This window comes from Streptomyces sp. NPDC000134, assembly GCF_042899225.1.
GTDB lineage: Bacteria > Actinomycetota > Actinomycetes > Streptomycetales > Streptomycetaceae > Streptomyces.
Window position 1 is genome coordinate 55435 of the sequence record NZ_JBIAZN010000021.1, and the last position, 14020, is coordinate 69454.

10 protein-coding genes, 4 tRNA genes and 1 other RNA gene are annotated in these 14020 nt (G+C 74.2%); 9 read left to right on the plus strand and 6 right to left on the minus strand.

Going from position 1 to position 14020, the window contains the following annotated elements; genetic code table 11:
* Positions 1-19 precede the first annotated feature (19 nt).
* From ACFY32_RS27425 to ACFY32_RS27460, 8 genes are all read left to right on the plus strand, one after another.
* Complete coding sequence (locus tag ACFY32_RS27425) at positions 20-337, plus strand: Lsr2 family protein (protein WP_359190757.1); 318 nt, start codon at positions 20-22, stop codon at positions 335-337.
* 116 nt (positions 338-453) lie between these two features.
* Positions 454-525 (plus strand) — tRNA-Gly (locus ACFY32_RS27430).
* Between the two features lie 81 nt (positions 526-606).
* A tRNA-Gly gene (locus tag ACFY32_RS27435) sits at positions 607-679 on the plus strand.
* 134 nt (positions 680-813) lie between these two features.
* Positions 814-1806 carry an ABC transporter ATP-binding protein gene (locus ACFY32_RS27440; protein WP_359190754.1) on the plus strand — a complete coding sequence of 331 codons (993 nt, stop codon included), beginning with the start codon at positions 814-816 and terminating at the stop codon, positions 1804-1806.
* 26 nt (positions 1807-1832) lie between these two features.
* On the plus strand, positions 1833-2576 hold the full coding sequence (locus tag ACFY32_RS27445) for an ABC transporter permease (RefSeq protein ID WP_390675594.1): 744 nt from the start codon (positions 1833-1835) through the stop codon (positions 2574-2576).
* Between the two features lie 17 nt (positions 2577-2593).
* Positions 2594-3841 (plus strand): sensor histidine kinase, encoded by a 1248-nt coding sequence (locus ACFY32_RS27450; RefSeq protein WP_390675595.1) that lies wholly within the window; start codon positions 2594-2596, stop codon positions 3839-3841.
* Positions 3838-4452: a response regulator gene (locus tag ACFY32_RS27455; protein ID WP_390675561.1), complete on the plus strand. Its 615-nt coding sequence runs from the start codon at positions 3838-3840 to the stop codon at positions 4450-4452. Before ACFY32_RS27450 ends, ACFY32_RS27455 begins: the two co-directional genes overlap by 4 nt.
* Before the next feature lie 24 nt (positions 4453-4476).
* Positions 4477-4552 (plus strand) — tRNA-Gly (locus ACFY32_RS27460).
* 53 nt (positions 4553-4605) lie between these two features.
* Here the strand turns inward: ACFY32_RS27460 and ACFY32_RS27465 are convergent.
* From ACFY32_RS27465 to ffs, 6 genes are all read right to left on the minus strand, one after another.
* A complete protein-coding gene (locus ACFY32_RS27465; protein ID WP_359190748.1) occupies positions 4606-5505 on the minus strand; it encodes a phosphoribosylaminoimidazolesuccinocarboxamide synthase in 900 nt (299 codons plus the stop codon).
* 68 nt (positions 5506-5573) lie between these two features.
* Entirely contained in the window at positions 5574-7133 is a 1560-nt protein-coding gene (locus tag ACFY32_RS27470) for a N,N-dimethylformamidase beta subunit family domain-containing protein (RefSeq protein ID WP_390675562.1), read from the minus strand.
* Positions 7134-7353: 220 nt separating this feature from the next.
* Positions 7354-9429 (minus strand): hypothetical protein, encoded by a 2076-nt coding sequence (locus ACFY32_RS27475; protein ID WP_390675563.1) that lies wholly within the window; start codon positions 9427-9429, stop codon positions 7354-7356.
* A gap of 284 nt (positions 9430-9713) precedes the next feature.
* Complete coding sequence (gene purD, locus ACFY32_RS27480; RefSeq protein ID WP_390675564.1) at positions 9714-10967, minus strand: phosphoribosylamine--glycine ligase; 1254 nt, start codon at positions 10965-10967, stop codon at positions 9714-9716.
* 118 nt (positions 10968-11085) lie between these two features.
* Complete coding sequence (locus ACFY32_RS27485; protein ID WP_390675565.1) at positions 11086-13473, minus strand: DNA polymerase III subunit gamma and tau; 2388 nt, start codon at positions 13471-13473, stop codon at positions 11086-11088.
* A gap of 48 nt (positions 13474-13521) precedes the next feature.
* Positions 13522-13618, minus strand: an RNA gene (gene ffs, locus ACFY32_RS27490) — signal recognition particle sRNA small type.
* A 73-nt stretch (positions 13619-13691) separates the two neighbouring features.
* Here ffs and ACFY32_RS27495 point away from each other — a divergent pair.
* Positions 13692-13779: transfer RNA gene (locus ACFY32_RS27495), tRNA-Ser, on the plus strand.
* Positions 13780-14020: the final 241 nt, after the last annotated feature.

The window sequence follows — 14020 nt, forward strand, 5'->3', positions numbered from 1 at the left end:
CACGAAGGGACCGATATTCGTGGCGCAGCGTGTCGTGGTCACTCTCTTTGACGACATCGACGGCTCGGAAGCGGCGGAGACGATCGCCTTCGGACTCGACGGCCGGATGTACGAGATCGACCTGAACGAAGCCAATGCCCGGAAACTCCGCGAGTCTCTCGAACCGTACGTGGAGGCCGGCCGCAAGCGGTCGCGGTCCGGCAAGGCGTACCGGCAGACGGAGGTCGCGCCCGACCCGGCGGCCGTCCGCGCCTGGGCCCAGGCCAACAAGATGGAGGTCCCCGCGCGGGGCCGCATCCCCAAGAAGATCTACGAGGCGTTCGCCGCGGCCCAGTGACCGACGGGCGCTCAGCCGCCCCTCGGGGCAACCGACTTGCGCGGCACCCCCGGTGATCAGCTAAAGTCTGGAGCACGCCGAGGGGCGGGGCCGAAAAGCCCAGCTCACGGAGGCACGCGGGTGTAGTTCAGTAGTAGAACATCCCCCTTCCAGGGGGAAGGCGCAGTGTGCGATTCCTGTCACCCGCTCCGCACCGCCGTACCGAGGTCGCTGGTCGATCAGGTAGGCTGGTGCCCGCACCGATCGGTGAAAGCCGGTCGGGAGCATCTGCGGACGTAGCTCAGTTGGTAGAGCGCAACCTTGCCAAGGTTGAGGTCGCGAGTTCGAGCCTCGTCGTCCGCTCGGGAATCAGACCCCGGTCCACCGGACCGGGGTCTTTTCGTGTCCCTCCCCGCCTGACCCGGTCTGACATTTGTCATACGGAGTCATGACAGCGCGCACTGCCGCCCGGCCCGCCGCGCCGGAAGACTCGGGGCATGGATGCGAACGGACACGAACACGTGATTGAGGTCACCGACCTGCGGCGTGTGTACGGGGGCGGGTTCGAGGCGGTGCGCGGCGTCAGCTTCACCGTGCGCCGGGGCGAGGTCTTCGCGCTGCTGGGCACCAACGGCGCCGGCAAGACCTCCACGGTGGAACTGCTGGAGGGCCTCGCCGCACCGGCCGGCGGCCGGGTCCGGGTCCTCGGCCACGACCCGTACACCGAGCGGGCCGCCGTACGCCCCCGCACCGGTGTGATGCTCCAGGAGGGCGGCTTCCCGTCCGAGCTGACCGTCGCGGAGACCGCCCGGATGTGGGCCGGCTGCGTCAGCGGCGCGCGGCCCGTCGGCGAGGCGCTCGCCCTGGTCGGACTCGACAGCAAGGCCGGCGTACGGGTCAAGCAGCTCTCCGGCGGACAGCGGCGCCGCCTCGACCTGGCGCTCGCCCTGCTCGGCGAGCCCGAGGTGCTGTTCCTGGACGAGCCGACCACCGGACTGGACGTCGAAGGGCGCCGGGACACCTGGGAGTTGGTGCGCGCGCTGCGCGACGCCGGGACGACGGTGCTGCTGACCACGCACTACCTGGAGGAGGCCGAACACCTCGCCGACCGGCTGGCCATCCTGCACGAGGGGCGCATCGCGGCCACCGGGACACCGGCCGAGGTGACCGCCGCGCAGCCGTCCCGGATCAGCTTCGAGCTGCCCGACGGCTGGTTCGTGGGCGACCTGCCCGCCCTCGCCGAACTGGGCGTCAGCGACCACGAGACCGACGGGCGCACCGTGCGGCTGCGCACCCGCGAGCTGCAGCGGGCGGCGACCGGGCTGCTGGCCTGGGCCGAGCGGGCCGGGGTGGAACTGCGCCGGCTGGACGTGCGGTCGGCCTCCCTGGAGGAGGCGTTCCTCGGGATCGCGCGGGAGGCGGCCGGGGGCGGTGCCCGGCCGGGCACCGGGACCACGCCGGCCGACGGGACGAAGGAGTACGTCAAGTGAGCGCCACCACCACGCCGGCCCGCCGGATGACCGCCCTCGCGCGAGCCGAACTCACCCTCCTCGGGCGGAGCAAGGGCACCCTCTTCGCCTCGCTGTTCGTGCCGCTGGTGCTGCCGCTCAGCGTGCGCTCGGCGGCCGAGGAGATGGACCTCGCCGAGGCCGGGCTGACCCCCGGCACCGTCGTCCTGCCCGCCGCGATCGGCTTCTCCCTGCTGTTCGCCGTCTACGCCGCCCTGGTCGGCGTCTTCGTCGTCCGGCGCGAGGAACTCGTCCTCAAGCGGCTGCGCACCGGCGAGCTGCGGGACACCGAGATCCTCGGCGGGTCCGCGCTGCCGGCCGTGCTCACCGGACTCGCCCAGTGCCTGCTGCTGGCCGTCGGCTGCGCGGTGCTGCTCGACCTGTCCGCGCCGTCCGCGCCGCACCTCGCCGTCCTCGGCGTGGCTCTCGGCCTCGTGCTGTGCGCGGCCCTCGCCGCGGTCACCGCGAGCTTCACCCGGACCGGCGAGAGCGCGCAGGTCACGCCGATGCCGCTGATGATCGTCTCGATGCTCGGCTCCGGCCTGTTCGTCCCGCTGGAACTGCTTCCGGACCGGGTGGCCGCCGTCTGCGAACTGCTGCCGCTCACCCCGGTCGTCGAACTGGTCCGCGGAGGCTGGACCGGCGATCTGTCCGCCGCCGAGGCGCTCGGCGCGATCGCCAAGGCGGTGGCCTGGACCGCGCTGTCGGTGTTTGCTGTACGGCGGTGGTTCCGGTGGGAACCCCGGCACTGACCGTGGAAGGGGACAGCGTGCGGAGCGGGGCGGGCGGGGAACCGCGCAGGCCGGGAAGCTGGTGGGGCCGGAAGAGCACCCCGGCGAAGGTGGAGGCGTACACCCGGTGGTCGTTCCACTTCTTCGGCGTGATCGAGTTCGTCACCTTCGGCCTGGCCGCCTTCGACCGGGTGGAGCCGCCGCTCGCGAGCGCGCTGGCCCTGATGGTCGCCGTACACGCCGTGGTCTGCATGGTGACCGCCTCGCGGGCGCTGGACTGGACCCGCGGCTCGCGCCCCCAGCCACTGAGGCTGCTCTGGACGCTCGCCGCCGTCACCCTGGTGATCGCCGTGGCCGCCGTCGGCCTCGCGGAGCGCGGACCGGACGCCGAACACGTGGACACCGCGGCCGGCTCGGTCTTCGGGGGCGTGCTCTGCTTCGGCGCCGGCGCCCTCGCGCTGGGCGTGCGCGACCGGCGGCGCGTGATCGGGTCCGTCGTCGGCTTCGGAGCGGGCGCCGGGCTGCTGTCCTTCCCGCTGGGGGTGCCCGGACCCGCCGTGCTGGTCACGGCGTGCGTGGTGCTGGTCGGCGCCGGGTTCCTCGCCTTCACCTCCGTCTTCTCCGTCTGGCTGCTCGACGCGGTCTACCAGCTCGACGAGGCCCGGGAGACCCGGGCCCGGCTCGCCGTCGCCGAGGAACGGCTGCGGTTCGGCCGGGACCTGCACGACGTGATCGGGCGGAACCTGGCCGTGATCGCCCTCAAGAGCGAGCTGGCCGTCCAGCTCACCCGGCGGGCGCGACCCGAGGCGGTGGAACAGATGATCGAGGTGCAGCGCATCGCGCGGGAGTCCCAGCGGGAGGTCCGCGATGTCGTACGCGGCTACCGCGAGGCCGACCTGGAGACCGAACTCACCGGCGCCCGGGGCGTGCTGACGGCGGCGGGCATCGACTGCGCGGTCACCGGCGAGACCGCCGGGCTGCCCGGCCCGGTGCAGTCGGCGCTCGGCTGGGTGGTGCGCGAGGCCACCACCAACGTGCTGCGGCACGGGAACCCGGACCGGTGCGCCGTCACCGTACGGACGACCGGGGAACGGGTGGTGCTGACCGTGGAGAACAACGGGGCCGGGGCCGAGCGGGGCCCCGGCGGCTCGGGACTGGCCGGGCTGCGGGAGCGGCTGAGCGCGGTGGGCGGGACGCTGACCGCGGGCCGCGCCGACGGCGGGGTGTTCCGGCTGGTGGCGGAGGTGCCGCTGATGCCGTCGAGCGCACTGGAGGCCGTGTCGTGAGCGATGTCGTACGGCTGCTGCTCGCCGACGACGAGCACCTGATCCGGGGGGCGCTGGCCGCCCTGCTCTCCCTGGAGGACGACCTCATGGTGGTCGCCGAGGCCGCCACCGGCCCCGAGGCACTGGCCATGGCCCGCGCGCACCTGCCCGACGTGGCGGTACTGGACCTCCAGATGCCCGGCGCCGACGGTGTGACAGTCGCCACATCGCTGCGGGCCGAGCTGCCCGGCTGCCAGGTGCTGATCGTCACCAGCCACGGACGCCCCGGCCACCTGAAACGGGCGCTCGCGGCGGGGGTGCGCGGGTTCGTGCCGAAGACGGTCAGCGCCCAGCGGCTCGCCGAGATCATCCGCACGGTGCACGCCGGGAACCGTTACGTGGACCCCGAGTTGGCCGCCGACGCGATCTCCACCGGGGACTCGCCGCTGACCGCCCGGGAGGCCGAGGTGCTGGAGCTGGCCGCCGACGGGGCGCCGGTCGCGGAGATCGCCGAACGGGCCGCGCTCGCCGAGGGCACCGTACGGAACTACCTGTCGTCGGCCGCCGGCAAGCTCGGCGCGGAGAACCGTCATGCGGCGGTGCGTCTCGCCCGCGAGCACGGTTGGGTATAGTGGTGCTCGCGCCACGGCGCAGATGCGAACGTAGCTCAGTTGGTAGAGCGCAACCTTGCCAAGGTTGAGGTCGCGAGTTCGAACCTCGTCGTTCGCTCCAGTAGGGAAAGCCCCCCGGCTCCGGCCGGGGGGCTTTCCCGTGTCCTGCCGCCGCTAGCTCCAGCTCACGCCGGTCAGACGCTCGTACGCCTCGACGTACTTGGCGCGGGTGGCGTCCACCACCCGCTGGGGCAGCGGCGGCGGGGGCTGCTCGCTCTCGCGGTCCCAGCCCGACTCCGCCGAGGTCAGCCAGTCACGGACGTACTGCTTGTCGTACGACGACTGGGCGCGGCCCGGCTCCCACCGGTCGGCGGGCCAGAAGCGGGAGGAGTCCGGGGTGAGCACCTCGTCGGCGAGGACCAGCTCCTCGTCCTCGAAGCCGAACTCGAACTTGGTGTCGGCCAGGATGATCCCCCGGTCGCGGGCGATGTCCCGGGCCCGGGAGTACACGGCGAGCGTGGCCTGCCGCAACCGCGCGGCGGTGTCCGCGCCGGTCTGGCGGGCGACCTCCTCGTAGGAGACGTTCTCGTCGTGCTCGCCGACCTCGGCCTTGGTGGCCGGGGTGAAGATCGGCGCGGGCAGCTCCGAGCCGTCGACGAGGCCCTCGGGGAGCGCCAGGCCGCAGACCGTGCGCGTCTGCTCGTACTCCTTCAGGCCCGAGCCGGTGAGGTAGCCGCGGGCCACGCACTCCACCGGGACCATCCGCAGCGACTTGCAGACCAGGGTGCGGCCCCGCCAGTCGGCGGGGGCGCCCGCGGGCAGCTCGGTGCTCAGCACGTGGTTCGGCACCAGGTCGGCGAGCTGGTCGAACCACCACAGGGAAAGCTGCGTGAGGACCCGGCCCTTGTCGGGGATCTCGGTCGGCAGCACCCAGTCGTAGGCGGACATGCGGTCGCTGGCGACCATCACGAGGTCGCCCGCCTCGTTCCGGTACAGGTCGCGCACCTTGCCGGTGTGCAGATGCACCAGGCCCGGAACCTCCAGCGGCTCGGGCTTTTCGACGAATCCGGACACGGTTCCTCCCCGTGGTTCTGTCCAATGACCCGATTCTCCCGTACCGCCGGAGGCCCGGGGACAGCGGGTCAGTCGCGTTTGCAGATGCGGTCCAGCAGGTTGGCCGTCGCGCGCTGGACCCGGAGGTCGACGTGGCCCGGCCGGTCCAGGGCCGGTGACCAGGCGAACGTCCCGGACGCGAAGACCCACGCCCCCGAGGGCGCGCGGTACAGGGACGTCTCCTGGTGGCGCGGGACGCCCTCGGCGTCCGGGTACGGCGAGTGCGCGAGCAGGGTCCGCTCGTCGTGCTCGGGCAGCGGGGTGCGCGGGAAGTACCGGTCGGCCTCGCCCGCGACCAGGTTCTCGAGGGCGTCGCCCTCGTGGGCGCCGGTCGCCTCCCACAGCCAGTGCCCGGCGTTGCGGACGATCAGCGGGTGCGGTTCGGGGACGCGGCCGGCGTACTGGATGCCGAGCAGCAGTTGCTCGGCGCGGTCGATCTCCCGCCACAGCACCGGCTTCCCCGGGCCCCGGCGTTTGCGGCAGGACAGCAGGCGGTCGGGGGCGCCGCTCGGGGACGGGGACAGCTCGACCTGCCAGTACATGGTGTTGGCGGAGAGGAACACCAGGGACGTGCCCTGCTCCCGGGCCAGTTCGGTGGTGCGGCGCATGGGGGCCGACCAGTACTCGTCGTGGCCGGGGAAGACCAGGCCCCGGTAGCGGGTCGGGTCCACGCGGCCGGCGTGCAGGTCGCGGGCGTCGGCGTAGGCGAGGTCGTAGCCGTAGCGCTCGGCGAAGCGGATGAAGTCGTAGGCGTGGCCGACGTGGATGGGCAGGCCCGCGCCCGCGTACGGGCGGTCGAAGCAGACGGTGGTGGCGGCGTCGGCCTCGCCGAGCAGCCGGCCGTCCTCGTCCCAGGCGTGGTAGAAGCTGGCACCGGTGCGGCCGTCCTCCGGGTAGAGGTTGTACGCCTGCCAGGTGATGTCCGGCAGGACCAGCAGCAGGTCGGCGGGGTGGTCGTCGCGGACCGTGAACGGGATGTGCGAGCGGTAGCCGTCGGCGGTGGTGAGGACGGCGACGTACGCCCCGATGTTCCAGTACGACGGGATCTGCAGCCGCCAGGACAGCCACCAGTGGTGGCAGGAGACCGTGCGGTCGGCGGTGAGCGGCGGGGGCTGGACGATGCCGGAGAGCCGGGGGCTGGTGGTGATCTTGGCGGCGCCGTCCCCGCCGTAGTGGCCGATGCGGTAGACGTCGACGCTGAACTCCTGGGGCGGGTCGACGCTGACGTGGAAGTCGACGGCCTCGCCGGGCGCGACCGCTCCGGTGGAGACGAAGCCCTTGATCTGCCGGCGGACGTCGTCGGCGGCGCGGGGGCCGCCGGTGGAGCGGTGGACGGGGGGCCGCCGCCCGTCGGCGGCCCGGCTGCCGGAACGGGTGCCGGAGCGGCTGCCGGGCCGGCTGCCGGGCCGGGCGTCCTCCGGGGTGTCCTCGACCTGCTCGGCGTCCACGTACCAGGGGACGACCTGGCCGCTGTCCCCGAAGTACGTCTCGTCACCGCGCAGCCAGGGGACGGGTCCCTGGCCGAAGGGGTCGGTCACGGCGTGCGCGAGTGCTCCGGACTCCCAGCGGCGGATCTGCTCGGACCCCATGCGTCATTCCCCTCCCTCGTGCCCCCGTGGTCGTGCGTATGACGTACGCGATTGCCATGTGCGCGATCGGTCCCAGCACATCACATATCGCACCCGTGCGGTCACTGGTCGTTGCGAAGCGGCTGAAACTGGAAGGGTTGCGTCCGGTACGGGACCGCGCCGGGAGTCCGGCGGGAGCCGGCCGGAAGCGGGGATCGGGGGAGTCCGCGGATCGGTGCGGTCAGACCAGCCGTACGGGCTTCTCCGGGCGTATGCCCAGCTCGGTCAGCCAGGCGCGGAGGGGGGCCGCGTCGCCGGTCTCGACCAGGGTGAGGACGCGGGGGGTGAGGTCGGCCGTGCGCTCGCCGTTGACCAGGAGGGAGGGGCCGTCGAGCCAGTCGAGGCCGGGGGCGGCGCCGGCGGTGTCCATCGCGGCGCAGCAGACCATCGCGGTGATGTGGTCGGTGAGGATCTCCCGGCCGCTGCGCGGCGGTTGCAGCGGGAAGAGGGGGAGCGGGCGGTCGTCCCACAGCACCGGGTCGGGGCCGGGGGGACCGGCGGGGGGTGCCTCGGCGGGGGCGGGGGGCGCGCCGTCCGCCTCCTCGCGGGCCAGCTCGGCGGCGAGCCGGGCGGCGAGGGCGGCACCGCGGGGGGTGGTGCCGGCTAGGTCGTCGTCCTCGTCGGGGTGGCTGGGGTGGAGGGCTTGGGAGGGCCGGGGGTCTTGGGGGGTCCCGCGGTCCTGGGAGGTCCATGGGTCCTGGGAGGGCCCGGGGTCCTGGGAGGTCCATGGGTCCTGGGAGGGCCCGGGGTCCTGGGAGGGCCCGGGGTCCTGGGAAGGCCCGGGGTTCTGGGAGGGCTCGGGGTCCCGGGAGGGCTCGGGGTCCCGGGAGGGCTCGGGGTCCTGGGAGGTTTCGGTGCCCTGGGAGGTTTCGGTGCCCTGGATTTCTTGGGTTTCCTGGGCCTCCTGAGTCTGCGGCGCCGGGGTCCCCCGGGGGGTGCCGTACGGCCAGGGGGCGGGGTCGGTGGGGGGCGGCGGGGTGGTGAGGTGGTCGAGGACTCGGGCGAGGGTGGGGCCGCCGGTCCCGGACCCGTTGCCCTCGGCGGTGCGGCGGACGCCGAGGGAGTCCAGGACGCGGTGGAGCCGGGCCGCCTCGACGCGCCAGGTGCGGTCGACGACCTCCTCGGGATACTCCTGCCAGTCGACCGGCGCCCAGTCGGCGCCGCGCTCCGCGGGTCCGCCGTGGAAGAGGCGGGCGGCCAGCAGCGAGGCCGCCTCGTCCATCGCGCCGGGCTCCTCCAGCAGGTCGCAGGCGGGGCGCTCGCCGAGCCGGGAGGCGAAGCCCTCGGCCAGCCGGTCGCGCCGGGACAGCTCGGTGAGCGCGGCGACCACGCCCGCGTCCAGCTTGGAGGGCCAGCGGCCCATCCGCCAGGCGGGCAGCGCGACCCGGGTCAGCAGCCGGTCCCAGCCCGCGTAGGCGAGTCCCACCTGCTCCTGGGCGACGATCCGCAGCCCGTAGTCCACGGCCTGGGCACGCTCGGCGGCGGCGGCCGCGACGCCGCGCTCCATCTCGGCGGCGTGCTCCCGGCAGTGGCGCAGCAGCAGCCGGGCCACCCAGCCGACGGCCGCGCAGACCACGCGGGACAGCGGGCCCCGGCGCCGCACGGACGCCACCGCGACCGCCGCGTCCAGTCCCCGGACGAACCGCCGGGCGGCCGCTATGTCGGGGTGCGCGGACGGTCCCGTGCCCGCGACGACCGGGGCCAGCACCGCGCGCAGCTCGCCGACGCGCATCCACCACAGGAAGGGCGAGCCGATGACCAGGACGGGCGCGGCGGTGGACCGGCGCGGCGGCTGCCCCCCGCCGGTCACAGCGCCCCGGTCCTCCGGCGGCGGGCCGCCGTGCGCCGGGTGGGTGCGGTCCTCCAGCCAACTGTCGCAGTCCGGGGTGAGCGCTATCGCGGAGGGCGCGGGCACGTCGAGCCGGTCGGCGAGGTCGCGCACCATCCGGTACAGATCCGGCGCCGATTCCTCGGCGATCGTCACCGTCGGGGTGACGGCGGGCCGTGCGCGGGCCACGACCAGGGCGACACCGGTGGCGGCGAGCAGGACGAGCAGGGCGACCGCCGACACCGCCCCGCGGGCGACGTCCCAGGGGGTGCCCACGAGGTGCCCGGTGGAGCCGCCCGCGAGCAGGATCACGGCCGCGGCGGCGGGCAGCAGCGCGACGGCCAGCGCCCGGCTGCGGACCCGCAGCACGGCCAGGGCCCGGGACCGCGCGCCCCGCGCTCCACGCTCCTCGACGCCGGTGGCGCTCACGCCCGTCACCCCCTTCCCTGCTCGGCCTGTCCTTGCCCGGTGGTGCTCACTCCCCCACTGTGGCACCCGCCACTGACATCGCAATGCCGGTGGGCCAAGTGCCGGAACGCTTGCGCCGCACCCTAGTTGGGGGCTCGGTGCCCGTCAGCCGTATGGGGCATTGGTCACTCGATGGAATGGCTCTGGGGAGAGGTGGATGACGGACGGCAAGGGTCAGGCCCCGGTTCCTGAGACGGAGCCGGGGCCTGTCGGGTTCGCCGCGCGACGGGGCGGGAGACGGGGCGTTACGCGCCCGCCGCCGCCTTCGCCGCGATGTCCGTACGGTGCTGGGAGCCGTCGAGGCCGATGCGGGCGACGGCCCGGTAGGCGCGCTCACGGGCCTCGGCGAGGTCCGCGCCGGTGGCCGTGACGGACAGCACCCGGCCGCCGGCGCTGACGACGGCGTCCCCCTCGCGCCGGGTGCCGGCGTGCAGCACGTACGCGTGCGGGGCGTCCTGCGCGGCCACCTCGTCGAGCCCGGTGATCGGGTCGCCGGTGCGGGGGGTCTCGGGGTAGTTGTGCGAGGCGACGACGACGGTGACGGCCGCGTCGTCGCTCCAGCGCAGCGGCTCCAGGTCGGCGAGGTTGCCGGTGGCGGCGGCCATCAGCAGCCCGGCGAGCGGGGTCTTGAGCCGGGCGAGGACGACCTGGGTCTCGGGGTCGCCGAAACGGGCGTTGAACTCGATCACGCGTACGCCCCGCGAGGTGATCGCGAGACCGGCGTACAGCAGCCCGGAGAACGGCGTGCCCCGGCGGCGCAGCTCGTCCACCGTCGGCTGCAGGACGCTCTGCACGACCTCGTCCACCAGCTTGGGATCGGCCCACGGCAGCGGGGAGTACGCGCCCATGCCGCCGGTGTTCGGGCCCGCGTCGCCGTCGAGGGCGCGCTTGAAGTCCTGGGCGGGCTGGAGCGGGCGGACGTTGTCGCCGTCGGTGATGGCGAAGAGGGAGACCTCGGGGCCGTCGAGGTACTCCTCGATGACCACGCGCTCGCACGCACGCGCGTGGGTCCGGGCGGCCTCGATGTCGTCGGTGACGACGACGCCCTTGCCTGCGGCGAGACCGTCGTCCTTGACGACGTACGGCGGGCCGAAGGCGTCGAGCGCGGTGTCGGCCTCGTCCGGTGTCGTGCAGACGTACGAACGGGCGGTGGGGACCCCGGCGTGGGCCATGACGTCCTTGGCGAACGCCTTGGAGCCCTCCAGTCGCGCCGCCTCCTTGGAGGGGCCGAAGACCGGGATGCCGGCCTCGCGCACGGCGTCGGCGACCCCGGCGACCAGGGGCGCCTCCGGGCCGACGACGACCAGACCGGCGCCGAGCCGCTGGGCCAGCGCGGTCACCGCCGCGCCGTCGAGGGCGTCGACCTGGTGCAGCTCGGCGACCTCGGCGATCCCGGCGTTGCCGGGCGCGCAGTACAGCGCGGTGACGTCGGGGTCGAGGGACAGGGAACGGCACAGGGCGTGTTCGCGGGCACCGCTGCCGATGACGAGGACCTTCACGGGGGTCAGCCTAACGGGAACCGGCGGGGCCGCTTTGTGCGGGCTTCCGAAGGCGGGCGGACCGGGGGCTCGTACGTTCCTCCGAGACGCGGCCGGCGCGGCCGGCGTCCGCGGGCGTTCAGTCGTGGGTGATCTCCTCGACCACCGTCGCGCCCAGTTCCTTGACGAGCAGCTCCTTGCCGGACAGGGCCGACTCGTCGAGGTCGGGGTCGTCGTCCTCCGGGATGTCGTCCTCGATGGAGACCGGGGGCGGTTCGGGCGCGGAGGGCCGCTGGACGGGGGCGGGCGCGGGTCCCGGACCGGACGCCGAGGCGGAGGCGGGCGGTCCGGACGGGGCGGAGGCGGGGGGCGCCGACGGACGCTGGGCGGAGGCGCCGCCGTATCCGGGGGCGGCGGGGGTGCCACCGCCGTAACCACCGCCACCGAACCCTCCGGAGCCGCCGGGGCCGCCGGACGGGCCGCCTGGCGGCGGAGGTGCCGAGCCGCCGGACGGGTCGACGACCGCCTCGATCTTCCACTGGACGTTGAACTGCTCGCCCAGCGCCTGCCGCAGCACCTCCTCGCTGCCGCTGCTCAGGAAGTTGTCCCGGGCCCCGGCGTTGACGAAACCGAGCCGCAGGGAGGTGCCGTCGAAACCGGTCACCTGGGCGTTCTGGCTGAGCAAGATCCAGGTGAACCGGCGGCGGTTCTTGACCGCCTCCAGGATGTTCGGCCAGAGCGTGCGGGGGTCGAGACCCCCGGCGGCCGGGGGCGCGGGGCTGGAGGCGGGTGCGGGCGGGGCCGCGGAGGCCGGTGCGGTGGGGGCCGGTGCGGTGGCCGCCGTGGGTGCCGGTGCCTGGGCGCCGCCGCCCGCGGGAGCCGCGGTGGGCCAGCCACCGGGTCGCCGGCCGCCGCTGCCCGCGGAGGCGGCGGTGGGCCAGGCACCGGGCGCGGGGCCACCGGACACGGGCGGGGCCGGGGGCGCGGTGGGGGCCTGCGGAGCGTGGGCCTGCGGGGCGTGGGCCTGCGGAGCGGGGCTCGCAGGGACGGGCGCGGAGGCGGCGGGCGAGGCGGGTACGGCACCGGCGCCGGGCCCGCTCGGGGTGGCGCTGCCACCGGCCGCCCCACCGCCCGGCACGGCGGCGGCGCCTGCGGGCGCCCCCGGTCCGGCCTGCTGCCCGGTCGGCTGCCCCCCGGGCTGTCCCGCCTGCTGTCCCGCGGGCGCGGGCTGTGCCCCTCGTACCGCCGCCCGAGCCGCCGCCACTCCGCCACCCGGCGAAACCGGCGGAACCGTGGCGCTCTCGGGGGCGTGGACGTCGGGCCCGGGGACATACCCCGCCGCGGGCAGACCGGCCCCGGAGGAGAAGCTCACGCCGCGCTCGATGCGGTCGAGGCGGGCCATCACGGACCGCTCGTCGCCGTACGCCGCCGGCAGCATCACCCGCGCGCAGATCAGCTCCAACTGGAGCCGCGGCGAGGTCGCACCGCGCATCTCGGTCAACCCCTCGTTGACGAGATCGGCGGCGCGGCTCAGCTCGGCGGCGCCGAAGGAATGCGCCTGGGCCTGCATACGGTCGACCACGTCGGCCGGAGCGTCGATGAGCCCCTTCTCGGCGGCGTCGGGCACGGCGGCGAGGATCAGCAGGTCACGCAGCCGCTCCAGCAGGTCGGCGACGAAGCGCCGGGGGTCGTTGCCCCCCTCGATGACGCGGTCGACGACCTCGAAGGCCGCCGCCCCGTCCCCGGAGGCGAACGATTCGACCACGGAGTCCAGCAGCGACCCGTCCGTGTACCCGAGCAGCGAGGTCGCCATGGCGTACGTCACACCGTCGGCACCGGCACCGGCCAGCAACTGGTCCATCACGGACATGGAGTCACGCACGGACCCGGCACCGGCCCGCACGACCAGCGGCAGCACACCCTCCTCGACCGGGATGCCCTCCTTCTGGCACACCTCGCCGAGGTACTCGCGCAGGGTGCCGGGCGGGACGAGCCGGAAGGGGTAGTGATGGGTCCGCGACCGGATGGTCCCGATGACCTTCTCGGGCTCGGTGGTCGCGAAGATGAACTTGAGGTGCTCCGGCGGCTCCTCGACGACCTTGAGCAGCGCGTTGAAACCGGCCGACGTGACCATGTGGGCCTCGTCGATGATGTAGATCTTGTACCGGCTGCCCGCGGGTCCGAAGAATGCCTTTTCGCGCAGGTCACGGGCGTCGTCGACGCCACCGTGCGAGGCGGCGTCGATCTCGATGACGTCGATCGAACCCGGCCCGTTCCGCGCCAGGTCCTGGCACGACTGGCACTCACCGCAGGGCGTCGGCGTGGGCCCCTGCTCGCAGTTCAGACACCGGGCCAGGATGCGGGCGCTGGTCGTCTTGCCGCAGCCGCGCGGACCACTGAACAGGTACGCGTGATTGACCCGGTTGTTCCGCAGCGCCTGCTGCAGCGGGTCGGTGACATGCTCCTGCCCGATGACCTCGGCGAAGGACTCGGGTCGGTAGCGGCGGTACAGCGCGAGAGACGACACGCATACGAGGTTATAGGCGCCCACTGACAACCGGCCCGGCCCGGGAAACGCAGACGCCCCCCACGCACCCGCCAGAGCCGACCTACCCTTGCTGCCTTCCGGCCCTGGGGGAGTTCAGTCAGATAGCGCCGCGTGAGGGGCTGAAGCACAGGTTACCCGATCCAGGGCCCTGCGAACGAGTTCGCAAGCACTCCCCGACGTCATGTAATGTTCTCGGCGGAGGATTCGCCTAGAGGCCTAGGGCGCACGCTTGGAAAGCGTGTTGGGGGCAACCCCTCACGAGTTCGAATCTCGTATCCTCCGCCAGTGCCTCACCGGGCACGATGTCGAAGGGCCCCACCGTTCGCGGCGGGGCCCTTCGGCGTTGGTGTTCTGGACTCCGCGGGCCGAATTTTTCGGCCGTGGTCTGTCGGGGCGGGCCGTAGGTGAATGCGACGCCTGCCGGAGGGCCGGTGGTCGGTCCGTGTGGCGTACTTTCCGGGCGTCGTGGGATGGGGGGCGCGGCGGGGGGAAACCGTGTGCGGACGCGGGTGTCCGTGGGCGGACG

Coding starts and splice junctions, on each gene's coding strand:
- ACFY32_RS27470 (WP_390675562.1), bottom strand. CDS start 7,133: ATGGGGTCCGAGCAGATCCGCCGCTGGGAGTCCGGAGCACTCGCGCAC.
- ACFY32_RS27445 (WP_390675594.1), top strand. CDS start 1,833: ATGACCGCCCTCGCGCGAGCCGAACTCACCCTCCTCGGGCGGAGCAAG.
- ACFY32_RS27440 (WP_359190754.1), top strand. CDS start 814: ATGGATGCGAACGGACACGAACACGTGATTGAGGTCACCGACCTGCGG.